Source organism: Pseudoflavonifractor sp. MSJ-37 (genome assembly GCF_018917965.1).
Classification (GTDB): domain Bacteria; phylum Bacillota; class Clostridia; order Oscillospirales; family Oscillospiraceae; genus Pseudoflavonifractor_A.
The window spans coordinates 1-20240 of the sequence record NZ_JAHLPP010000005.1 but is presented as its reverse complement, the minus strand read 5'-3'; the positions used below and the strand labels follow the sequence as shown (position 1 = coordinate 20240).

Below are 20240 nucleotides of genomic sequence, written 5' to 3'. Positions count from 1 at the left end.
TTTAGAATTATAACATCAACTATGTTATAAGTCAAATTTTTGAGTTATATTCTGTGACTGCCTGAAGTTCAGAATGTTTGACGCTCCTTTGCGGCCAATTTATAGAAACTGGTCCGCTTCAGGTTGGTCAATTCCATCGCTTTCTTCGCTGTAATGTCACCACGCTGCCAAGCGTTATAAAACGAGTTCCAGTTTTCAGGCCGAACTAAAATGGGGCGGCCGAATTTCCTCCCATTTTCTCGGGCAGCAGCAATACCTTCCGCCTGCCGCTGCTTGATGGTGATACGCTCCTGCTCCGCAATCGTGCCAAGCACTTCGATCAAAATATTATTGACCATCTCAAAGACCCATTCCTGACCTTCCGGCAAGTCCATCATGGTCGTAGGCAGGTCGATGACCTTCAGACGGATGCCCTGTTCTTTGAAATAGCGCAGTTCATTGTAAATATCAGACTTATTGCGGGAAAGGCGGTCTAAGGATTTTACAACCAGTGTATCACCCCGGCGGAGAATGGTGCTCTTCAAAGCCTGATACCCTACACGGTCCAAGTCCTTGCCGCTTTCCTTGTCGGTGATGATTTCTCGCTCCTGTGCCCCCAGAGACCGGAACGCAGAAAGCTGCCTGTCCAAGTTTTGCCCCTTGGTGGACACACGGGCATAGTAGTAGGTTCGGCTGTCCATATTTAACCCCTTTCTGTTCACAAATGTTGTTTCGGGTGGTGAATATGTTCACAAAATATTTTTAGAGCTTTACGAATACGAAAATATCCGCAACAAATCTATCCGCAAAAGTGTACTTTTGTGGATAGTAATAGGTAGAACGATGGAAGCGAAGGACTATATCCCGGGTGGTTTGATGAGAGTGTCTGTATTGCCAAGGGCCAGAAACACGCGACTGGACACATTGAGACAGCATTTGGCAGAGAGAGCCACATATAAGCATAATATATATGGCTTCGATTTTTGAAAAGTAGCTTTCAAAGCAGCGACTGCCGCACGAATTCGCTGCTTGCGGATATTATGCAACTCTTTTTCAGAGAAGATTTCACTCAGACGATTCGTATATTTGCGGATAACGGAACGAATAGTATTATAGGCATGTTTGATTTTCTCAGCGATGGCGGTGGGAGACAAGCCGAGTAAATGTAGCCGCATGATTACACGGTCGCGTTTTTGTCGTTTGGCTGCAACCCGGGCATTGCGTGCGCGGTTGCTGTCCCTTTTCCCCCTTGTATGCAAGCCAATAGCTTCCTGCTCAGATAGAGCAATATCTAGATCAGATATTACTCTAGATAAAGTAAACTTGTAGTGCTTGCGAGCAGCAGAAGACAAGTAACATTCAACCTCTCGCTCAGATAGAGGAACATCAAAAGAATGATTTACCGATTGAACCAACGCCAAGGCATCCTGATTAGACATACCCGCATATTGAGCTGCAGAAAAAAGGTGTAGACAGTATACATCACGCTGGGAAACTTGAATGGGACGAACAATGTGAAGACGCAGCAGTGCTTCCAAACGCTTAGATGTAGTGGCGTTTGTTGATGATATAGAGTAAGCATTCGATTTATAATGGGGAATAGAGTCGAAAGCCTTTGGAATATCCAGACGGCTGTGGTGAAGTATTTGATAGCTGGAATAAGTACCACTGGCAGTGTTACGGGTGCCAGGAATGCGTGTTAGACCTGCGATATTGCGGGCGTAGCTGGTATCCACACAATACCCATTTGCGTTAAGCAGTCCTTGAATCGTCTGGGCAAAATGGGCAGAAACCGCTTCTACCATCCAGTTTAATGATGCCGCAATCTGCTCAGCATACCATATCAAATGATAGCCCCTGCCACTCAGTTCCACAACATTGGGCGTGGGGATGCCCTCATCGGGGAGGGCATAGCAGATTGCATTGATGGTGGTATCTCCATCAATGCAATCTGCATTATGAGCATCAATATCCACATAGATAGCATTATAGCAGAATGCGCCATCCATACCCCAAGTGGCACTGCCGCGATGCTGTGCCTTACTATAATAATAGTTCGTACGGGGAGAAACATGCATTTTGCTTGCCCATGTTCCCATTTCTGCAGCGGGGACCACGGCAACAATTGTAGGTGTGGGGGCTCCCTCTTTAATTGTAGCGACGGTGACCATACCCTTGTACTCACTATGGTCTGCGTTGAAAAGATTATCAAAGTAGGCCTTTAAATCAGCATGCGGACTATTATGGTTAGGTTGGCACACGGGCATAATGCAGGGGTGCGCATTGCGGAAATTCTGTTTTTCTTCTGCGGTCCAAACGGCCATAAGGCTCCTCCTTGCGTCAAAAGAATCCCGGTGCAATCGCGGATACACGATTACACCGGGATTCTTCATGCAAGAAACAGGAGCTGCCTAGATTTAACTCATTTATTAACTCTTTTTATCTCATTTCCGTGTCTGCGTGTGACAGAAAACGGCAATGACTGGCAGCGGCTGTCTACAAACAAGAAAACCCGGGAATCCTTGGGATTCCCGGGTTTGAGGCTTGTAAACCAGATAAATCAGCGCTTGCTGAACTGAGGCGCGCGACGGGCGGCCTTCAGACCGTACTTCTTGCGCTCCTTCATACGAGGATCGCGGGTCAGGAAGCCGGCGCTCTTCAGAGCGGCGCGGTACTCAGGATCCATGGCCAGCAGGGCGCGGGACAGACCGTGACGGATGGCGCCGGCCTGGCCGGTCACGCCGCCGCCGGTGACGGTAGCGACGATGTCCACCTTGCCCAGCAGGTCGGTGGTGGCCAGAGGCTGACGGACCAGGAGCTTCAGGGTCTCCAGGCCGAAGTACTCGTCGATGTCGCGGCCATTGATGGTGATGGAGCCGGTGCCGTTGGGGAACAGGTGGACACGGGCCACGGAGGACTTACGGCGGCCGGTGCCGTACAGGTAAGGCTTCTTGCTCTTATACATTCTCGATTACCTCCTGCTTAGTTGAAAGCCCAGGACTCGGGCTTCTGAGCGGTCTGCTGATGCTCCGCGCCGCGGTAGATGTGCAGGCGGGTCAGGCTGTCCTTGGTCACGATGTTGCGGGGCATCATGCCGCGGATGGCCAGCTTCATGGCCAGCTCAGGCTTCTCCTGCATCAGCAGGCGGTACTTGGTCTCCTTCAGGCCGCCGGGATAGCCGGAATGGGTGCGGTAGAACTTCTGCTCGCCCTTCTTGCCGGTCAGGACAGCCTTCTCAGCGTTGATGATGACGACGAAATCGCCGCAGTCGGCATGGGGAGTATACTCGGGCTTGTGCTTGCCGCGCAGCAGGACAGCGGCGGCAGCGGCGGTCTTGCCCAGGGGCTTACCGGCCGCATCGAGGATATACCACTTGCGGACGATGTTTCCCTTGTTTGCCATAAAAGTGGACATGGTGAAACCTCCAATTGCTTTTAAGCTCTATGATAAATTTGGCTTTACAGAACACATGCCCCGCGTGTAGAATAGACTCTATCGGCGGAGCAGTGTGTATTATATTACAGCCGTTTGCCGCTGTCAAGGCATTTTTGACCGGTTTTTATTTAGAAAGCTGGATCCTCGTTTTTTCGCTTCCATACTCGTTCAAGCTCACGAAAGCTCGATTTCGATTTTTGTTTTGAAACAGCGGAAAAGTTGCGGATCCGTTCCGGGAGGGAGCATATGGATAAGATATTGTCCTATGTCCGCCGCTGTGTGGAGGACTACGACATGATACAGACCGGGGACCGGGTGGCCGTGGGCGTCTCCGGCGGGAAGGACTCTCTGGTCCTCCTCACGGCTCTGGCCCGCCTGCGGGAGTTCTACCCCAAGCGCTTCACCGTGGAGGCCCTGACGCTGGACATGGGCACAGGCATGGACTTCGCGCCGGTGGTGGACTACTGCGTGAAGATCGGCGTGCCCTACACGGTGATCCCCACCGAGATCGCCCATGTGGTGTTCGACGTGCGGAAGGAGAAGAACCCCTGCTCCATGTGCGCCAAGATGCGCCGGGGGGCCCTCCACAGCGCCATGAAGGAGCGGGGGCTCCACAAGATCGCGCTGGGGCACCATTTCGACGACGCGGTGGAGACGTTCTTCCTGTCCCTTTTCTATGAGGGGCGGCTGTCCTGCTTCCAGCCGGTGACCTGGCTGGACCGGACGGAGATCACCCAGATCCGGCCTCTCCTCTACTGTGGGGAGGGCCACATCCGCAATGTGGCGGAGCGGGAGGGCCTGCCGGTCCTGTTCAACCCCTGCCCCGCCGACGGCTATACCAAGCGGCAGGAGGTCAAGGAGCTGATCCGGGAGCTGAGCGAACGCTGGCCGGACCTGAAGAGCCGGGTGTTCGGCGCCATGCAGCGCCTGCCTCTGCCTGAGTGGGGCCCGGTGGAGCACCGCCGGATGCCTCCGCTCGGATAAAAGAAGAACGTCCCGCCATATCGGGGGACGAAAAGAGGGAACTTGATCATGCTGAACGTGATACACGGGGCGGACTTCCATCTGGACGCCCCTTTCCATGCCCTGCCGCCGGAGCAGGCCGCCCAGCGTCGGGAGGAACAGCGGGAGCTCCTCTTCCGCCTGGCCCGGCTGGCGGAGGAGGAGCGGGCCGACCTGGTCCTCCTGTCCGGTGACCTGTTCGACGGGCGGCAGGTCTACAGCGAGACGCTGGAGGCCCTGGAGAAAGCCCTGGGCTCCATGAAGGCGCAGGTGTTCATCGCCCCGGGCAACCATGATCTCTGGTCCGCCCGGTCCCCCTATGCGGGACTGGTGTGGCCGGACAACGTACATATCTTCACGGAACCTCAGATCGAGACGGTGGAGCTGCCGGAGCTGGGGTGTGTGGTCCACGGGGCCGCTTTCACCGCGCCCCACCGGGAGGACCGGGCCCTGGCGGGCTTCCAGGTGCCAAACGACGGGAAGATCCATCTGCTGGTCCTCCATGCCGACGGCACGCCTAACAGCCAGTATGGGCCCATCACTGAGGAGGACCTGGCGGCCAGTGGACTGGACTACGCCGCTCTGGGCCATATCCACGGGCGGATCGGTCCCCAGCGGGCGGGCCGCACGGTCTGGGCCTGGCCCGGCTGCCCGGAGGGACGGGGCTTCGACGAGCTGGGCGACAAGGGCGTCCTCTGCGGCACCGTCGGGAAGGGCGAGGCGCGGATGCGCTTCGTGCCTCTGTGCGGCCGCCGGTATCTGATCCGGGAGGTGGACGTCACCGGCCAGGACCCGGAGGCGGCCCTGACCGCCGCCCTGCCGGAGGACGAGAGCCCGGACCTGTGCCGGATCGTGCTCACGGGCGAGCGGGGCGCGGAGCCGCTGGCGCTGGAGAAGCTGGAGGCCCTGGCCCGTCCCCACTATTACAATGTATCCCTCCGGGACCGGACCCACATCCGGCGGGACCTGTGGGACCGGATGGAGGAGGACACGCTGACCGGGCTGTTCCTGCGGGGGATGCGCCGCCGGATGGAGGAGGCCCCGGATGAGGAGGCCCGTCTGGCTGTGGAGCGGGCCGTCCGCTTCGGTCTGTCAGCGCTGGAAAGTCGGGAGGATCCCCAATGAAGATCATACGTATGACCGCTGCCTTCGGCCGTCTCCAGAACGAGACTCTGGAGCTGGGAGACGGCCTCAACATCATCCAGGCCCCCAACGAGTCGGGCAAATCCACCTGGTCGGCCTTCATCCGGGCCATGCTCTACGGCATCCCCACCAAGGAACGGGACAAGCAGGGCTCCATCGCGGAGAAGAACCGCTATCAGCCCTGGAGCGGCGCCGCTATGGAGGGCCGCATGGAGATCGAGTGGAAGGGCCGCCGGATCGCCCTCCTGCGGGGCCAGAACAAGTCCACGCCCTTCGGCCGCTTCGAGGCCATCGATCTGGACACCGGCGAGGCCGTGCCGGAACTGACTGCGGAGAACGTGGGCGAGACCCTGATCGGCGCGCCCCGGGAGGTGTTCGAGCGCTCCGCCTTCGTGGGGCAGGGCGCCGCCGCCGTGGACGGGGCTCCGGCTTTGGAGAAGCGGATCGCCGCGCTGGTGTCCTCCGGCGAGGAGGACGTGGCCTTCTCTCAGGTGGAGCGCCGTCTGAAGGACTGGCAGAACCGCCGCCGCCACAACAAGACCGGTCTCATCCCGGAGCTGGAGGGGAAGCTGGCGGAGCTGGAGCAGGCCGCCGTCCAGCAGGACAAGGCGCACCGGACCGCGCAGGAGGCGCTGCTCGCCATGGACGGCCTCCAGCGGGAGCGGGACACCCTGTCGGCGGAGCTGGAATGGCACAAGGCCGCCGCGGAGGACAAGAAGCGGACCGCCTGGCAGCAGGCCTCCGACGAGCTGGCCCAGGCCAGGGCCCTGGAGGACAAGTATCGCACCGAGCTGGAGAAGGACGGAGTCCCGCCGGAGCGGGAGGCTCTGCGCAGGACTCAGGATGAGCTCAATGCCCTCCGGGGAGTGGAGCAGAAGCTCAAGCAGGCCGAACGGGACTATGAGGCCGCCATCGAGCGGGCCAACGAGGCCCGGGAGGCCGCCAACGATCCCCTCTTCGCCGGCATGGGACCGGACGAGGCCTGGGAGAAGGCCAACGAGGACGCGGACGAGGTGGACCGGCCGGAGCCCCGGTCCGGCGGCCTGCTGGCCGGCGGGCTGGTGAGCCTACTGGCGGCGGGCGGTGCGGCGGTGTGCGGCGTGCTGTTCACGCCGATCGCGTTCGCCGGCACCGCGGTGCTGGGACTGGCGGGCCTGATCCTGCTGATCCTCAGCGCCGGCCGGCGGAAGAGAGCCGCCGGTATCCGGGAACGCCGGGACGAGCTCTTGGACTGGTACGGCGTGGACGAGGCCGAGGACATCCTGGAGCTGGCCCGGCGGTGCCGGGAGGGCTGGGACAAGGCCAAGGATGCCCAGCGGGACCGGGAACGGGCCGAGCAGGAGCAGATCGACCTGATGAACCAGCGCGACCAGCTCCGGGGCCGGGTCACCGGGATGGTCCAGGGCTTCGCGCCCACGGCCAGGGATGCCTTCACCCTGTCCGCGGCGATCTCCAAGGCTCTGTTCCTCCAGGAGAAGCTGGGCCAGGCCGCCCTCCAGCGGGAGAGCGCGGAGAAGATGCTCCAGCGTCTGCCCCGGCCTCAGGAGGGCCCGGCGGCGGATCCCAGCCTGACGCCCCGCTATGACGGGACCTATACCGCCGTGCGGCTCAGCGCGGTGGAGAACGAGATCGGCCGTCTGCGGGGCGTGGTGGCCATGGCCCAGGGCGAGCTCAAGACGCTGGGCGACCCGGCGGAGACCCGCGCGGCCCAGGAGAAGCTCCAAGAGGAGCTGGAGCGTCGGAGACAGGAGCATGAGGCCATCGGGATGGCGCTGGAGGTGCTCCAGGAGGCTGACCGGGACCTACGGGCCCGCTTTGCCCCCGCGCTGAACCAGCGGGCCGGCGAGCTGATGGAACAGCTCACCGGCGGACGATATGACAAAGTCCTGCTGACCCGGGACTTCGAGGCCATGGCCGAGGAGGCCCGGGGCATGACGCCCCGGCGGGTGCTGACTCTCTCCCGGGGCGCGGCGGACCAGCTCTATCTGGCGGTGCGGCTGGCAGTATGTGAATTGGCCCTCCCGGAGGAGGACCCGGCGCCCCTGGTGCTGGACGATGCCCTCACCGACTTCGACGACGGCCGCATGGCGCTGGCTCTGGACCTGCTCCGGGCCATGGGCCGGGAGCGGCAGATCGTGCTCTTCACCTGCCACAGCAGAGAGAGCCGCTATCTGGAGGACGCCTTCGACGTCCACCGGGGCACGCTCCCCGGCCCGGAGCAGGGCTGATGGGCGAGGGGAAGCGCACGGCGGCCCAGGCGCTGAAGCTGGATCTGTATACCTGGCTCCAGGCCCTGACGGCGGCCCTGCTCCTGCTGGTGGCGCTGTTCACCTTCGTGGGCCGCGTGGTGGGGGTGGAGGGCATCTCCATGGAGCCCACCCTCCGGGACGGGGATACGATCCTCCTGCGGAGCCTGGGCTATACGCCCGCCCAGGGGGATGTGGTGGTGCTCACCAAACCCTTCGGCACCGTGTCCGGTCCCATCGTGAAGCGGGTGGTGGCCGTGGCGGGCCAGCGGGTCCAGATCGACTATGACAGCGGCACCGTCTCCGTGGATGGGGCGGTGCTGGAGGAGCCCTATCTGGACAGCCCCATGCGCTGGCCGGCCGGGACGACGGAGACCCTCACGGATCTGACGGTCCCTGAGGGGAGCGTCTTCGTCATGGGGGACAACCGGGAGCACTCTGCCGACAGCCGGGACGAGCGGCTGGGGCCGGTGGACGTCCGGTACATCCTGGGCAAGGCGGAATGGATCCTCCTGCCGGCGGGGCACTTCGGCCCCATCGGGTGAAGGACAGAACGAGAGAAAGGAAGCGATGCGATGAGAGCCATCGTTGCGGCGGACCGGGATTGGGGCATCGGGAAGGACGGGGACCAGCTGGTCTACCTCTCCCAGGACCTGAAGCGGTTCAAGGCCCTGACCACGGGCCATCCGGTGATCCTGGGGCGGAGGACGCTGGCCACCTTCCCCGGCGGGCGGCCCCTTCCCAGGCGGCGGAATCTGATCCTCTCCCGGGACCCGGCCTTCCGGCCGGAAGGGGCGGAGGTGTTCCACAGCGTGGAGGCCCTGCGGGCCGCCGCTCCGGAGGATGCCTTCGTGATCGGGGGCGGGAGCGTGTATGAGGCCCTCCTGCCCTGGTGTGACACGGTGTATGTGACCAGGATCGACGCCCACTGGCCGGCAGACACCTTTTTCCCGGATCTGGACCGGGATCCTGACTGGACCGGCGTCCCGGAGGGAGAGCCGCTGGAGCAGGACGGGATCCGCTATCAGTATGTGACCTACCGCCGAAGGGGGCATGACGATGTATCTGGATGAGATCCAGGCCTACCGGCCGGAGGACGAGCAGGAGGAGGCGGACCGGCGGATGATGCTGGAATACATCCGGCGCTTCCCGGATGACATCCTGGAGCGCTCCAACGAGATCGCCCACTTCACCAGCTCCGGCTTCGTGGTGAATGCCGACGCCACCAAGGTCCTCATGGCGCATCATGATATCTTTCGGGCATGGGCCTGGACCGGCGGACACGCCGATGGGGAAGCGGACCTGCGGTCCGTGGCCCTCCGGGAGGCCCGGGAGGAGACCGGCGCGGCCCACATCCGGCCGCTCTCGGATACGATCGCCTCGCTGGAGATCCTGCCGGTGTGGGGCCATGTGAAGCGGGGGAAGTACGTCCCATCCCACCAGCATCTGAACGTGAGCTATCTGCTGGTGGCCGATGAGAGGGATCCCCTGACGGTCCGGGAGGGGGAGAACTCCCAGGTGGGCTGGCTCCCGGCAGAGGATCTGCTGACCATCACCAACGAGTGGCAGATGGACTTCGTATACACCAAGCTCCTGCGGCGGGCCAGGGCCCTGTTGGAGAAATGAGGCGGCCCCGTCAAAATAGACTGGGAAAAGCCGTCCGGCGGGTGTATACTCGAAAAGAATACGATCCCCATCCATGGGACGAAGGAGAGATCCGAACATGATCCGAATCGACACATCCAATTTGAAGGGTTTCCTGCCGCAGGACTGGCTGAGCGCCCGGGCAGAGAAGCTGGCTCAGGCCCGGACCTGGCTGAAGGAGGGCACAGGCGCCGGAGGTACGTTCACCGGCTGGGTGCATCTGCCCCGGGACTACGATAGAGAGGAATTCGCCCGCATCAAGAAAGCGGCGGCCAAGATCCGCTCCGATTCTCAGGCCCTGGTGGTGGTGGGCATCGGCGGCTCCTATCTGGGGGCCAGAGCGGTGGTGGAGCTCCTCCGCTCCTCCAACTACAACTTGAAGCATGAGGACGGACCGGACATCTTCTTCGCGGGCAACGGCCTGTCCACCGATGCCCTGCTGGAGACGATCGAGCTGGTGAAGGACCGGGACTTCTCGGTGAACGTGATCTCCAAGTCGGGCACCACCACCGAGCCCGCCGTAACCTTCCGCATCTTCAAGGGACTGCTGGAGGAGAAGTACGGCAAGGAGGAGGCGAGGAAGCGGATCTACGCCACCACCGACGCCCACAAGGGGGCGCTGAAGGGCCTGGCCGACCGGGAGGGCTATGAGACCTTCGTGGTGCCCGACGCGGTGGGCGGACGTTACTCCGTCCTCACGGCCGTGGGCCTGCTGCCCATCGCGGCGGCGGGGATCGATCTGGATGCCCTCATGGGCGGCGCGGCGGAGGCCATGGAGGCCCTGTCCGTCCCCGGGCTGGACAACCCTGCCTGGCAGTATGCCGCCGCCCGGAACGCCCTCTATGACGGCGGGAAGAGCATCGAGATCCTGGTGGGCTATGAGCCCTCCTTCCGGTCTTTTGCCGAGTGGTGGAAGCAGCTCTACGGCGAGAGCGAGGGCAAGGACGGCAAGGGCCTCTTCCCCGCCAGCGTGGAGTTCACTGCGGATCTGCACTCCATGGGCCAGTACATCCAGCAGGGCGAGCGGCTCATGTTCGAGAGCGTGGTCCGCTTCGGCTCCTCTCTGGGATCCTTCACCATCCCGGAGGATCCAGAGGACGCGGACGGCCTGAACTTCCTGGCGGGCAAGCCTCTGTCCTTCGTGGCGGAACAGGCCATGCGGGGCACTCTGCTGGCCCATGTGGACGGCGGCGTGCCCAACCTGATCCTGGAGGCCGACCGCCGGGACGAGCGTACCGTGGGCCAGCTCATCTATTTCTTCGAGTATGCCTGCGGCCTGTCCGGCTACCTGCTGGGGGTGGATCCCTTCGATCAGCCAGGCGTGGAGGCCTATAAGAAGAATATGTATGCTCTGCTGGGCAAGCCCGGCTATGAGGACCGCCGGGCGGAGCTGGAAGCCCGGCTTTGAGGGCAGACCTCCATATCAGCGGACGACTGCGGGAGACTGATTTTCGGACTGAATAGTTTCGTGGGCAAAGTTCTGCAAATCAGTTGCAATCGAACGCCTGATATGGTAATATGATACAAAGACCGGGAGAGTCCCGGCGGACAAATAAGGAGTGATAATTATGGTGAGAGTGATCATGGGCGTCAAGGGCACCGGCAAGACCAAGCAGATGATCGACCTCATTAATTCCGCTGTCGACAGCGAGCACGGCAACGTGGTCTGCATCGAGCGCGGCGCCAAGTTGACCTACGATATCCATTCCAAGATCCGTCTGGTGGAATCCAGCCAGTACGATATGGGTACTTATGAGTTCCTGCGCGGCTTCATCAGCGGCCTGTACGCGGGCAACTACGACATCACCCATGTGTTCATCGACAGCCTGACCAAGATCGTGAACGCCGATGTCACCGATCACGCGCTGGAGGAGTTCCTGGATTGGCTGAACAACTTCTCCGACAAGAACAACATCAAGTTCACCGTGACCATCAGCGCGGACAAGGATCTGGCCTCTGAGGGCGTGCGCAAGTATTTCTAAGTCCACCGGGTCGATACAGACAAGCGAAAATGAGCCGCCCAGTCTTTTGGAGACTGGGCGGCTCTTGCTGTGCCGTTCGATCACTGGAACGGTCCCAGGACCTGGAGGAGATCGGCGGTCAGAGGAGCGGAGGCCTCATCGTTCAAGACGACATATCCGGGAGCGCCGCCGGCGGGGAGGACGATGTAGAGGTCCCGCCCATGGTTGGAGAGGGTGATGTCATCCCGCTGGAAGGCATCCGAGAGGCGGGCGTCCGGGACGAAGGGACGGCGGAAGGCGAGGGTCTCGCATGGGGCGGCGATCTGGGCGAAGACGTCCGGATCCCTGTGACCGTCGATCATCTGATGAGGGCCGTCCGCGGGGGAGATCAGGATGAGACCGTCCGGGTCGAAGCGGATGTGGAAGGGGAGATAGTAGGCTCCGAACACGAGATGAGGGCGGCCATCGCGGCGGCGGCCCATCCGCAGGCGGCCCTCCGCGCCCGGCCCAGGAACAGCCGGACCGACCAGACGGCGGCGATGAGGAAGATCAGCAGGGAAAGCGTGTTCAGGATGCGGAGCATGGCACGTTCCTCCTTTTGGCTTTTTGGAGCGGGATGGCCGTGGAGCGCGCAAAAAACAGGCCCCCACAGCAAAACGCGATGGGAGCCCATTTTTCTATGTTGAAATTTACTTCCGGCCGCCGCGGCGGGAGCCGCCCCGCTTGTCCATGTAGCGCAGTTCGGACAGCTTGCTGTCCGAGGCCTGCATGAACTGCTTGAGACGATCCTCGAACGTGGCAGGCTCCTGAGGAGCCTGCCGGCGGAAGCCGCCGCCCTGCCGGGGCCCGCGGTCAGACCGGCCGCCCTGCCGGGGGCCGCCCGCCGGACGCGGAGGAGGATCCATAGCCTTTTTGATGGAGAGATTGATCCGGCCATTCTCATCGATGCCGATGACCTTGACCTTGACCTCCTGCCCCTCCTTCAGATGATCCTTGACATCGTTGACGTACGTATAGGCGATCTCCGAGATGTGGACCAGGCCGGACTTGTTGTCCGGCAGAGAGACAAAAGCGCCGAATTTCGTGATCCCTGTCACTTTTCCTTCCAGGATAGAACCAACACCGAACTCCATACTAACTGAAAAATCCTCCTCATACAAGTTGCGCACACGCGATGGCGCCCATCAGTCGGTGAACAGGATGACCTGGTCGCCGGGGGCCGTCAGCCCCAGCTTGGAGCGGGCGATGTCCGCCTGCCGGTCCGGATCGCCGCTGTGGTCCACGGCATCCTGCAGATCCGCGTTCACCTGGAGCTGGGCGTCACGGGCGGCGGTCCACTGGGCCTTCTCCGCCTCGGCGCTCAGGATCTGGCTGCGCATATCCAGCAGGGCGGTGGCGGTGACCACCAGCAGAGAGAGGATGACCAGCTTGGTCAGGAACCCTGCTCGCTTCGTCTTCATCGGTACCGCCTCCTCTCCGGTCCGGGTCCGCTTGAGGCCCGGTGTTCTCCATATGTCTGATGTGCGACTTTATTTTATACCATTTACGGCCATAAGAAAAGCCCTTTTTTCCAACCAGAGCGGTTTTTTTCAGGATGCGGAGGAACGTCTCCGGCGGGAGGGCGGCCAGACGGAGGAGGAACGCCGCCAAGTCGGCCAGCCGATAGCCCAGGAAGAGGAAGAATGGGCTCAGGACCCAGAAGTAGCACGCGCAGCCGCCGAACAGGGCGGCTACCATGTAGAAGCGCAGGACGCCGCCCCCGGTCTCCAGCGCGTGGAGGAACAGGGCCAGTGTGACGCAGAGCCAGAACAACAGGTCCAGCAGGCCGCCCAGCAGAGGCCAGCGGACCCGGCACCGGAGGACTCGGAAGCAGTCGTAGAGCAGGCCCACGGCCCCGCCCAGCAGGAGGGCGGCGGCCAGCGCCATGAGCTGCCCGGGGATCGAGACGGCCATCTCAGCGGAAGAGGCGGGCGAAGAAGCTGCCCTGGGCCCGGCGGCTCTCTTCGTAGGTCAGGGAGTCGATGGTCCCTTCCACCTTCAGATCGCCCCCGTCCAGGCTCAGACGCTCGATGTGGAGACCGGAGCCCCGGATCACCAGCGCGCCTCGGGCGGTCTCCAGCAGGATGGACTCCTCGTCGAAGCTCTCCACGTCCTCTACGCCGGAGACGGTGAGGCTGGTACGCTCTTCTAGGATGATGTGATGGGCGCTGTCGCCGCCGGGGCGGCTCTCATCATAGGCCATGGCCGTTCCTCCTTTCCAGATCGTCCTGCTGACAAGGTTATGCCGCCGGGGGGCGGGATATGCCGGGAGAAGCGGCGGCGGGCTTGACGATGGAGCGGGAGAGCGGGTACAATGGGGCTGAAACATGACATGAGGAGGGACTGCGGATGCTCCAGGATGAGGTGCTGAAGCTGTTGAAGGAGGCGGACGGCCCATGCTCCGGCGAGGCCATGAGCCGCCGCCTGGGCGTGAGCCGGGCCGCCGTGTGGAAAGCCATCGGCGCACTGCGGGAGGAGGGCTATCAGATCGCCTCCGCCCCCAACCGGGGATACGCGCTGGAGCGATCGCCGGACCGGATCTCGGCGGGAGAGCTGTCCGGCGCGCTGACGGGCTGCGTCGTGGGGCGGGAGCTCCTGTGTCTGGACACGGTGGACTCGACCAACAATGTGGTCAAGCGCCGTGCCATGGAGGGGGCGCCGGAGGGGCTGGCGGTGATCGCCGACCAGCAGACCGCCGGACGGGGCCGCCGCGGCCGGAGCTTCGTCTCTCCGGCGGGGAAGGGACTCTATCTGTCCGTGCTCCTGCGGCCGGACTGCCCCATGCGGGAGCTGATGTGGCTGACAGCCTGGACCGGACGGGCGGTGTGCGACGCCATCGAGGAGGTCTGCGGCATCCGGCCCGGTATCAAGTGGCCCAACGACATCATCTGGGAGGGGCGGAAGCTCTGCGGGATCCTCACCGAGCTGGGGATGGAGGGGGAGACCGCCCAGGGGCAGTATGTGGTGATCGGCATCGGGATCAATGTGTCCCAGACGGCAGAGGACTTCGGAGCGGAGGTGGCGCCGGTGGCGGTGTCGCTGGCAGAGCTGATGGAGCGGCCGCCCCGCCGGGCAGAGCTGGCCGAGGCCCTGCTCCGGGCACTGGACCGTCTGCGCCGGGACTTCCCGGAAAAAAGAGCGGAGTATCTGGAGCAGTATCGGAAGGACTGTGTGACCCTGGGCCGGGAGGTGGCACTGGTGAAGGGAGAGGAGCGCCGGAGCGCCCACGCCGAGACGATCGACGAGGACTTCCAGCTGGTGGTCCGCCGTCTGGATGGGGAACTGGAGACCGTCTATGCCGGAGAGGTGTCGGTGCGTGGGATGCTGGGGTACGCTTGACCTCTGGTTTTGACAGGACCGCCCTCTGGGTGTATAATGCCGCTCTTGGAATGAACGTGACCCAATGAAGGACAAGGAGCGCAGACCCATGAGAGCATCACCCACATCCCCTATCATCACCATCGAGACCCGGAGGACCGGACAGGCCAGACAGCGGCAGGACCGCCTGAGCCGGACCGCCCTCCTGCTGCTCCCGCCGCTGACTGCCTTCTGGCTCATGCAGTTCGTACTGGGCGCCATGCCTTGGGAGATGAGCGTGGGCGCGGCGGCCGCCAACTGGCTGGTGCTGGGCGGACTGTACTGGACCGCATCCGCCGTGACGGGCCGTGCGGCGGTGTGCTGTGTGGTCCTCCATCTGCTGGCGGGCCTGTGGGGCGCGGCCAACTACTTCGTCTCCGTGTTCCGGGGGACGCCGATCCTGCCCTGGGATTTCACCGCTTTGGGCACCGCCGCCGCGGTAGCGGGGAGCTACCGCTTCTTCCTGACCTGGCGGATGGGAACGGCGGTCGTCCTGTGGGTCCTGCTGGCCGCAGGCCTGCGGCATCAGTACCGGCGGGAACGCTTCCGCCCGGCGGAGGGAGACCTGCGGAGGCGGGGGAGCCTGCTCCTGGCAGGACTGGTATGCCTGATCCCAGTGTTCCGGCCGCAGCTCCTGGGGGCGCTGGGCGTCGAGACGGACGTATGGGACCAGATCGGGGCCTACCGCTCCGGCGGAGCCGCGGCGGAGTTCCTGCGCAACATGGAGTTCATGAAGATCCAGGCTCCGGCGGACACCACGCCCGAGCGGGCAGCGGAGATCGTGGAGGACGTGGGGACGGATCCGGCTCCCGCGGCCGATGTGGACCGGCCCAACATCGTGGCCATCATGAACGAGTCTTGGGCGGACTTCGAGGACTATGGGAATTTGTCCCTGAGCGAGAGCGTCATGGACTACATCGACGGTCTGGAGGGAGCGGTGAGGGGACACGCCTACACCTCTGTGTTCGGCGCGGGCACCAGCGCCAGCGAGTTCGAATTCCTGACCGGAGATTCCATGGCCTTCCTGCCCTCAGGCAGCATCCCCTATCAGCAGTATGTCCTAGGGCCGTCAGACTCTCTAGCCACACTGCTCAAGGGATATGGCTACGATACGCTGGCCTTCCATCCCGGAGAGCGGACCTCCTGGCAGCGGAACAGCGCCTATCCCCGGCTGGGCTTCGATGCCTTCAAGTGCGGGGAGGATATGGACGTGCCGCAGACGGAGGAGCACGGCTATGTGAGCGATGACTCCGACTTCAAGCAGATCATCTGGGAGTTCGAGCATAAGGAGGCGGGCAAGCCCCTCTTCCTGTTCAACGTGACGATCCAGAACCACGGGAGCTACACCGTGGAGGACTATCCGGCCCAGGTCCATCTCACGGACGAGCCGGGGAGATATCCCAAGGCGGAGCAGTACCTGACCTTGGCCAATAAGACCGACGAGGCGTTCCATCTGCTGGTGGACTACTTCAAACAGCAGGAGGAGCCCACGATCATCGTCATGTTCGGCGACCATCAGCCTTCTGTGGAACAGGAGTTCCTGGACAAGGCCTACGGCGTCACACAGGACCAGATGACCATGGAGCAGTACATGGGCAAGTTCAAGGTCCCCTTCGTGATCTGGGCCAACTATCCGCTGGAGGGGGAGGCGCCGGAGATCACCAGCCTGAACTTCCTGGCGCAGTACGTCCTGCGGGATGCAGGCATCCAGACCAGCCTGTTCGGGTCTTATCTGTGGGATCTGCAAAAGACTCTGCCGGCGGTGACTTTCGCAGGATACTGGGACGCGGAGGGGAACGCTCACAGCCATTTGGAGGAGAATGGACGCTTCGATGCCCTGATCCAGGACTACGAGCGGGTACAGTACAACGAGCTCTTCGGCGGGAAGGACCGGGTGGACCGGCTCTTCGCCTCGCCGGGGAACGGACGATAGAAGCTCAGAGCGCGCCTTCCCCGGATCTCCGGGGGCGGCGCGCTCATGTTGTCCTGCGATAAAACGCGGTGTTTTGGAGATACTGGAAGGGAGGAGGACGATTGGATGGATATGACGAATGAGGAATACGGGAGATATGTGGCAGGAAAGGCAAAGAAGTCACCGGTGTGGAAGGATATGGCGTGGGCCTTCCTGGTGGGCGGCCTGATCTGCGCGGGGGGACAGGCCGTCCGCCACTTCTGCCTGGCCAAAGGGCTGGAGGAGGATGTGGCCGGCGGGGCCGTCTCCATCCTGCTGATCGGGCTGGCGGCTTTGCTGACTGGGCTGGGGGGCTTCGATAAGATCGCCAAGCGGGCCGGAGCTGGGACGCTGGTGCCGATCACCGGCTTTGCGAACGCCATGGTATCTCCGGCGCTGGAATTCAAGCATGAGGGATGGATCACGGGGACGGCGGCCAAGATGTTCACCATTGCCGGACCGGTATTGGTCTTTGGGATCAGTGCCAGCGTGATCTATGGGCTGATCTTGGTGCTGTTCGGCTTGGGCGGATGAACGAACGTCCCCCGCTGTCTCGATGGAAAAGGACAGCGGGGGACGTTTGCTTTGGGGCGGATCAGTGGCCGCAGTGGCCGCCGCAATGGCTGTCGTCGTGGTCGGAACAGTCATGACCTTCCCCATGGTGATGGGCGCAGACGGTGTTCGGGTCGAAGGCGAGCGTGTCCGCCAACAGGGCGGCGACGCTCTCGTCGGCGCTTCCGGTGACGCCGGGATAGAGCTGGATCCCGGCCTGGGCCAGCGCGGTCCGGGCGCCGCCGCCGATGCCGCCGCAGATCAGGGCCTCCACCCCATGAGCCTGGAGGAGACCGGCCAGAGCGCCGTGTCCGCTGCCGTTGGTGTCCACGACCTGGGAGGAGATGACTTTGCCGTCCTCCACATCATAGAGCTTGAACTGTGTACTGTGGCCGAAGTGCTGGAACACCTGGCCCGCTTCGTATGTGACTGCGATCCGCATGATGATGCCTCCTGTCGATCTCGATGCTCTGATGATACACCTATTTATGGCATAAGTCAATAATGATAAGGCATTACTTTTTAGGAGACTGCGCTTGACAGCGGCGGCAGCAGGGCTTGCCGGGGCAGCTGTGGGCCTTGGGACAGAGATCGTAGCTTCCGCCCTGGATCAGAAGGCGCTTGCCGTTCACCAGAGCGTCGGCCAACTTGCGCCGGGCGGAGCCGTAGACGGCCTGGGCCGTGGTGCGGGCCACACCCATCTGGGCGGCGCACTCCTCTTGAGAGAGGCCCAGATGATCGATGAGCCGGATCGTCTCATACTCGTCCACCGCCATCTCCACCTGTCCGGCACAGGGGAGGAGCGGAGCAAACTCCGCGATGGCTGGCATCGCGCACACGCGCCGGGGCTTCACAGGTCGTGCCATGAGAGGACCTCCTTTTCTGGTCGATCCCATTATAAGAAGCGGGGAAGGCACCCGTCAACTGTCCAAGGGACTGATGAGAAAAAACTTATGCCAAATTACTAAAAAGCACTTGACAAACACGAAATCGAATAGTACAATATAGCCAGAAAGAAAGGAGCGAGCCCGATGTACTAAGAACAGAACGGCACCCTTTCAGCAGACGAAACTGGACGTCTGCGGGACACACGTGAGACACAGAGGAAGATTCGGACCCAACAACAGTTCCAGACGAAGCGAGTTCCAGACCAGCTCATATGTATGAGAAAGACGCAAAGCCCCTGATGTGAGATATCACGGCAGGAAGTGCGCAACGAGGTCTAAGGCAACGGCAGACGCGAGGGACCGTACCAGAGGGGAAGATCCTGAGGCAAGCGTGAATCTGTAGAAAGCATGAGGTTGAAACATGGTAGAGATCCAGCACCAGAAGTGATCCCCCAGCCACGATGGATGGCTGGGGGATCGGTGTTTTTATGGGATGCTGCCGATCAGATGCTGCCGATGTCGTAGGGCGTGGTCTGATACACATAGTAGTTGAGCCAGTTGGTGTAGAAGAGCTGCCCGGCGGAGCGCCAGCGGACCACAGGCTTGCGGCTGGGATCGTCATTGGGGAAGTAATGCGCGGGGACTGCGATATCCAGCCCCTTATCGACATCCCGCTGATATTCCCGAGCCAGAGTATCGGAGTCATACTCCAGATGGCCCATCACATAGAAGAAGCGGCTGTCCTGGGTCTTGACGGCAAAAACACCGGCTTCGTCAGAGTCGGCGATCAGCTCCAGCTCCGGGCGGGCCAGGATGTCCTTGGCCCAGACCTCCGTATAGCGGGAGTTGGGGGCGAAAAACACATCGTCGAACCCGCGGAAGAGGGGCGAACTGGGTTTGAGCACCCGGTGCTCATAGACGCCGAAGAGCTTTTGAGGGAGCGAGCGCTTCTGGATGCCGTGATGATAGTAGAGGCCGGCCTGGGCGCCCCAGCAGATATGGAGCGTGGAATGGACGTGGGTCTTAGTCCACTCCATGATCTCACAGAGCTCCGGCCAGTAGTCTACCTGATCGAAGTCCATGTTCTCCACCGGAGCGCCGGTGATGATCATGCCGTCGAACTTCCGGTCCTTCACCTTATCGAAGGTCGTATAGAAGGAGTCGAGATGGCTCTCGTCGGTATGGCGGGAAACATAGCTGCTGGTCTGGAGAAGCTCCACCTGGATTTGGAGGGGGGTGTTGGAGAGCTTCCGCAGGATCTGCGTCTCTGTGACGATCTTGGTGGGCATGAGATTCAGGATAAGGACGTTGAGGGGACGGATGTCCTGATGCATGGCCCGGTGTTCCGTCATAACGAAGATATTCTCACCCTCCAGCACCGCGCGCGCCGGCAGGGAATCTGGGATCCGAATAGGCATAGCCTTGCATCTTCCTTTCTGCGTCCATGAGAAACAGGACATATATATGTTGTGTTCGTGTCTTTTAGAGTAGCACAATTCAGAGAGGCCTGCAACGTCCTTTTCGATGAACGGTGGAGATCTTTGCGAAAAGAGGTGAAAAAATAGGAAAAAGGAGTTGACAAATGGGCTTGGGCTTGGTATCATAATCGAGCGCCTTGCGAGAGGGGTACTTTTGGAAGCCGAAAGCTTTGGGGGAGACCAGGCGGAAGCCGGACGGACCCGCGGGGCTGGATGAAAAAGTGCTTGACAAACGTGAGAGCGCGTGGTAAACTGAATGAGTTCGCTCGAACAGAGCAGACCACTTCAAAAAGGACGGAGTTTTGAGGTACGAAGGCGGAAAGCCTTGAAAAACCTCGAAAAAAGTTCTTGACAGGCTCGAAAGAGTGTGGTAAAATGAGCGGGTCGCTCGAGAGGGCGGACAGCTTGGATGAGAGCACTGAGAGCTGGAAAGCTCTGAAAAAAGTACTTGACAAGCGAACGAGAGTGTGCTAAAATATAGCGCACTGGACAGCGGAAGCTGTCGAGCGTGTACCTTGTAAATTAAACAACGTGAAAGTAACACGAAGCACCAGAAGGACAAATCG

General features: G+C 61.7%; 24 protein-coding genes. 11 read left to right on the top strand and 13 right to left on the bottom strand.

From position 1 onward, the window contains the following. Nucleotides 1–68: 68 nt before the first annotated feature. From KQI12_RS09915 to rplM, 4 genes are all read right to left on the bottom strand, one after another. Nucleotides 69–680 carry a recombinase family protein gene (locus KQI12_RS09915; RefSeq protein ID WP_216572969.1) on the bottom strand — a complete coding sequence of 204 codons (612 nt, stop codon included), beginning with the start codon at nucleotides 678–680 and terminating at the stop codon, nucleotides 69–71. A 156-nt stretch (nucleotides 681–836) separates the two neighbouring features. Beyond that, nucleotides 837–2303, bottom strand: a complete 1467-nt coding sequence (locus KQI12_RS09910) for a primase C-terminal domain-containing protein (RefSeq protein ID WP_216572968.1) — start codon at nucleotides 2301–2303, stop codon at nucleotides 837–839. Nucleotides 2304–2539: 236 nt separating this feature from the next. Continuing rightward, entirely contained in the window at nucleotides 2540–2944 is a 405-nt protein-coding gene (gene rpsI / locus KQI12_RS09905) for a 30S ribosomal protein S9 (protein ID WP_216572966.1), read from the bottom strand. A gap of 17 nt (nucleotides 2945–2961) precedes the next feature. After that, on the bottom strand, nucleotides 2962–3393 hold the full coding sequence (rplM, locus tag KQI12_RS09900; protein ID WP_216572964.1) for a 50S ribosomal protein L13: 432 nt from the start codon (nucleotides 3391–3393) through the stop codon (nucleotides 2962–2964). Between the two features lie 267 nt (nucleotides 3394–3660). Here rplM and KQI12_RS09895 point away from each other — a divergent pair, with 267 nt between their 5' ends. The 8 genes from KQI12_RS09895 (at nucleotide 3661) to KQI12_RS09860 (ending at nucleotide 11431) form a co-directional block, all read left to right on the top strand. Then, nucleotides 3661–4398 (top strand): ATP-binding protein, encoded by a 738-nt coding sequence (locus tag KQI12_RS09895; RefSeq protein WP_216572962.1) that lies wholly within the window; start codon nucleotides 3661–3663, stop codon nucleotides 4396–4398. Nucleotides 4399–4446: 48 nt separating this feature from the next. Next, nucleotides 4447–5541 (top strand): DNA repair exonuclease, encoded by a 1095-nt coding sequence (locus KQI12_RS09890; protein WP_216572961.1) that lies wholly within the window; start codon nucleotides 4447–4449, stop codon nucleotides 5539–5541. Then, nucleotides 5538–7787, top strand: a complete 2250-nt coding sequence (locus KQI12_RS09885; RefSeq protein ID WP_216572959.1) for an ATP-binding protein — start codon at nucleotides 5538–5540, stop codon at nucleotides 7785–7787. Before KQI12_RS09890 ends, KQI12_RS09885 begins: the two co-directional genes overlap by 4 nt. Beyond that, nucleotides 7787–8350, top strand: a complete 564-nt coding sequence (lepB, locus tag KQI12_RS09880; protein WP_216572957.1) for a signal peptidase I — start codon at nucleotides 7787–7789, stop codon at nucleotides 8348–8350. The genes KQI12_RS09885 and lepB overlap by 1 nt, the downstream gene beginning before the upstream one ends. A 30-nt stretch (nucleotides 8351–8380) precedes the next feature. Next, the gene (locus tag KQI12_RS09875; protein WP_216572956.1) at nucleotides 8381–8878 is read left to right on the top strand and encodes a dihydrofolate reductase; all 498 of its coding nucleotides are present in this window, start codon (nucleotides 8381–8383) and stop codon (nucleotides 8876–8878) included. Further along, a complete protein-coding gene (locus KQI12_RS09870) occupies nucleotides 8865–9431 on the top strand; it encodes an NUDIX hydrolase (protein WP_216572954.1) in 567 nt (188 codons plus the stop codon). The genes KQI12_RS09875 and KQI12_RS09870 overlap by 14 nt, the downstream gene beginning before the upstream one ends. 97 nt (nucleotides 9432–9528) lie before the next feature. After that, complete coding sequence (locus KQI12_RS09865) at nucleotides 9529–10857, top strand: glucose-6-phosphate isomerase (protein ID WP_216572952.1); 1329 nt, start codon at nucleotides 9529–9531, stop codon at nucleotides 10855–10857. Nucleotides 10858–11017: 160 nt separating this feature from the next. Continuing rightward, nucleotides 11018–11431, top strand: a complete 414-nt coding sequence (locus KQI12_RS09860; protein ID WP_216572950.1) for a hypothetical protein — start codon at nucleotides 11018–11020, stop codon at nucleotides 11429–11431. Nucleotides 11432–11511: 80 nt separating this feature from the next. Here the strand turns inward: KQI12_RS09860 and KQI12_RS09855 are convergent, their stop codons facing one another. The 6 genes from KQI12_RS09855 to yabP form a co-directional block, all read right to left on the bottom strand. Continuing rightward, nucleotides 11512–11859 (bottom strand): hypothetical protein, encoded by a 348-nt coding sequence (locus tag KQI12_RS09855; protein ID WP_216572948.1) that lies wholly within the window; start codon nucleotides 11857–11859, stop codon nucleotides 11512–11514. Then, nucleotides 11799–11993 (bottom strand): hypothetical protein, encoded by a 195-nt coding sequence (locus tag KQI12_RS09850; RefSeq protein WP_216572946.1) that lies wholly within the window; start codon nucleotides 11991–11993, stop codon nucleotides 11799–11801. Before KQI12_RS09850 ends, KQI12_RS09855 begins: the two co-directional genes overlap by 61 nt. Nucleotides 11994–12099: 106 nt before the next feature. Beyond that, entirely contained in the window at nucleotides 12100–12543 is a 444-nt protein-coding gene (locus KQI12_RS09845) for a S1 RNA-binding domain-containing protein (protein ID WP_216572944.1), read from the bottom strand. A gap of 51 nt (nucleotides 12544–12594) precedes the next feature. Further along, nucleotides 12595–12789, bottom strand: coding sequence for a septum formation initiator family protein (locus KQI12_RS09840; RefSeq protein ID WP_253290984.1), 195 nt, complete (start codon nucleotides 12787–12789; stop codon nucleotides 12595–12597). Beyond that, entirely contained in the window at nucleotides 12731–13363 is a 633-nt protein-coding gene (yabQ, locus tag KQI12_RS12520) for a spore cortex biosynthesis protein YabQ (RefSeq protein WP_253290982.1), read from the bottom strand. Before yabQ ends, KQI12_RS09840 begins: the two co-directional genes overlap by 59 nt. 1 nt (nucleotide 13364) lies before the next feature. Then, complete coding sequence (gene yabP, locus KQI12_RS09835; protein WP_216572941.1) at nucleotides 13365–13652, bottom strand: sporulation protein YabP; 288 nt, start codon at nucleotides 13650–13652, stop codon at nucleotides 13365–13367. A 146-nt stretch (nucleotides 13653–13798) separates the two neighbouring features. Here yabP and KQI12_RS09830 point away from each other — a divergent pair, with 146 nt between their 5' ends. The 3 genes from KQI12_RS09830 (at nucleotide 13799) to KQI12_RS09820 (ending at nucleotide 17291) form a co-directional block, all read left to right on the top strand. Beyond that, nucleotides 13799–14788, top strand: a complete 990-nt coding sequence (locus tag KQI12_RS09830; protein ID WP_216572939.1) for a biotin--[acetyl-CoA-carboxylase] ligase — start codon at nucleotides 13799–13801, stop codon at nucleotides 14786–14788. Between the two features lie 88 nt (nucleotides 14789–14876). Further along, complete coding sequence (locus KQI12_RS09825; protein WP_216572937.1) at nucleotides 14877–16739, top strand: LTA synthase family protein; 1863 nt, start codon at nucleotides 14877–14879, stop codon at nucleotides 16737–16739. A gap of 105 nt (nucleotides 16740–16844) precedes the next feature. Continuing rightward, nucleotides 16845–17291, top strand: a complete 447-nt coding sequence (locus KQI12_RS09820) for a SpoVA/SpoVAEb family sporulation membrane protein (RefSeq protein WP_216572935.1) — start codon at nucleotides 16845–16847, stop codon at nucleotides 17289–17291. A gap of 61 nt (nucleotides 17292–17352) precedes the next feature. Here the strand turns inward: KQI12_RS09820 and KQI12_RS09815 are convergent, their stop codons facing one another. The 3 genes from KQI12_RS09815 to metA form a co-directional block, all read right to left on the bottom strand. After that, on the bottom strand, nucleotides 17353–17751 hold the full coding sequence (locus KQI12_RS09815; RefSeq protein ID WP_216572933.1) for a NifB/NifX family molybdenum-iron cluster-binding protein: 399 nt from the start codon (nucleotides 17749–17751) through the stop codon (nucleotides 17353–17355). Between the two features lie 73 nt (nucleotides 17752–17824). Then, the gene (locus tag KQI12_RS09810) at nucleotides 17825–18175 is read right to left on the bottom strand and encodes a DUF134 domain-containing protein (RefSeq protein WP_216572931.1); all 351 of its coding nucleotides are present in this window, start codon (nucleotides 18173–18175) and stop codon (nucleotides 17825–17827) included. Nucleotides 18176–18699: 524 nt separating this feature from the next. Further along, nucleotides 18700–19614 (bottom strand): homoserine O-succinyltransferase, encoded by a 915-nt coding sequence (gene metA, locus KQI12_RS09805; protein WP_216572930.1) that lies wholly within the window; start codon nucleotides 19612–19614, stop codon nucleotides 18700–18702. Between the last annotated feature and the right edge of the window lie 626 nt (nucleotides 19615–20240).

Coding starts and splice junctions, on each gene's coding strand:
- KQI12_RS09915 (WP_216572969.1), bottom strand. CDS start 680: ATGGACAGCCGAACCTACTACTATGCCCGTGTGTCCACCAAGGGGCAA.
- KQI12_RS09910 (WP_216572968.1), bottom strand. CDS start 2,303: ATGGCCGTTTGGACCGCAGAAGAAAAACAGAATTTCCGCAATGCGCAC.
- rpsI (WP_216572966.1), bottom strand. CDS start 2,944: ATGTATAAGAGCAAGAAGCCTTACCTGTACGGCACCGGCCGCCGTAAG.
- rplM (WP_216572964.1), bottom strand. CDS start 3,393: ATGTCCACTTTTATGGCAAACAAGGGAAACATCGTCCGCAAGTGGTAT.
- KQI12_RS09895 (WP_216572962.1), top strand. CDS start 3,661: ATGGATAAGATATTGTCCTATGTCCGCCGCTGTGTGGAGGACTACGAC.
- KQI12_RS09890 (WP_216572961.1), top strand. CDS start 4,447: ATGCTGAACGTGATACACGGGGCGGACTTCCATCTGGACGCCCCTTTC.
- KQI12_RS09885 (WP_216572959.1), top strand. CDS start 5,538: ATGAAGATCATACGTATGACCGCTGCCTTCGGCCGTCTCCAGAACGAG.
- lepB (WP_216572957.1), top strand. CDS start 7,787: ATGGGCGAGGGGAAGCGCACGGCGGCCCAGGCGCTGAAGCTGGATCTG.
- KQI12_RS09875 (WP_216572956.1), top strand. CDS start 8,381: ATGAGAGCCATCGTTGCGGCGGACCGGGATTGGGGCATCGGGAAGGAC.
- KQI12_RS09870 (WP_216572954.1), top strand. CDS start 8,865: ATGTATCTGGATGAGATCCAGGCCTACCGGCCGGAGGACGAGCAGGAG.
- KQI12_RS09865 (WP_216572952.1), top strand. CDS start 9,529: ATGATCCGAATCGACACATCCAATTTGAAGGGTTTCCTGCCGCAGGAC.
- KQI12_RS09860 (WP_216572950.1), top strand. CDS start 11,018: ATGGTGAGAGTGATCATGGGCGTCAAGGGCACCGGCAAGACCAAGCAG.
- KQI12_RS09850 (WP_216572946.1), bottom strand. CDS start 11,993: ATGCTCCGCATCCTGAACACGCTTTCCCTGCTGATCTTCCTCATCGCC.
- KQI12_RS09845 (WP_216572944.1), bottom strand. CDS start 12,543: ATGGAGTTCGGTGTTGGTTCTATCCTGGAAGGAAAAGTGACAGGGATC.
- KQI12_RS09840 (WP_253290984.1), bottom strand. CDS start 12,789: ATGCGCAGCCAGATCCTGAGCGCCGAGGCGGAGAAGGCCCAGTGGACC.
- yabQ (WP_253290982.1), bottom strand. CDS start 13,363: ATGGCCGTCTCGATCCCCGGGCAGCTCATGGCGCTGGCCGCCGCCCTC.
- yabP (WP_216572941.1), bottom strand. CDS start 13,652: ATGGCCTATGATGAGAGCCGCCCCGGCGGCGACAGCGCCCATCACATC.
- KQI12_RS09830 (WP_216572939.1), top strand. CDS start 13,799: ATGCTCCAGGATGAGGTGCTGAAGCTGTTGAAGGAGGCGGACGGCCCA.
- KQI12_RS09825 (WP_216572937.1), top strand. CDS start 14,877: ATGAGAGCATCACCCACATCCCCTATCATCACCATCGAGACCCGGAGG.
- KQI12_RS09820 (WP_216572935.1), top strand. CDS start 16,845: ATGGATATGACGAATGAGGAATACGGGAGATATGTGGCAGGAAAGGCA.
- KQI12_RS09815 (WP_216572933.1), bottom strand. CDS start 17,751: ATGCGGATCGCAGTCACATACGAAGCGGGCCAGGTGTTCCAGCACTTC.
- KQI12_RS09810 (WP_216572931.1), bottom strand. CDS start 18,175: ATGGCACGACCTGTGAAGCCCCGGCGCGTGTGCGCGATGCCAGCCATC.
- metA (WP_216572930.1), bottom strand. CDS start 19,614: ATGCCTATTCGGATCCCAGATTCCCTGCCGGCGCGCGCGGTGCTGGAG.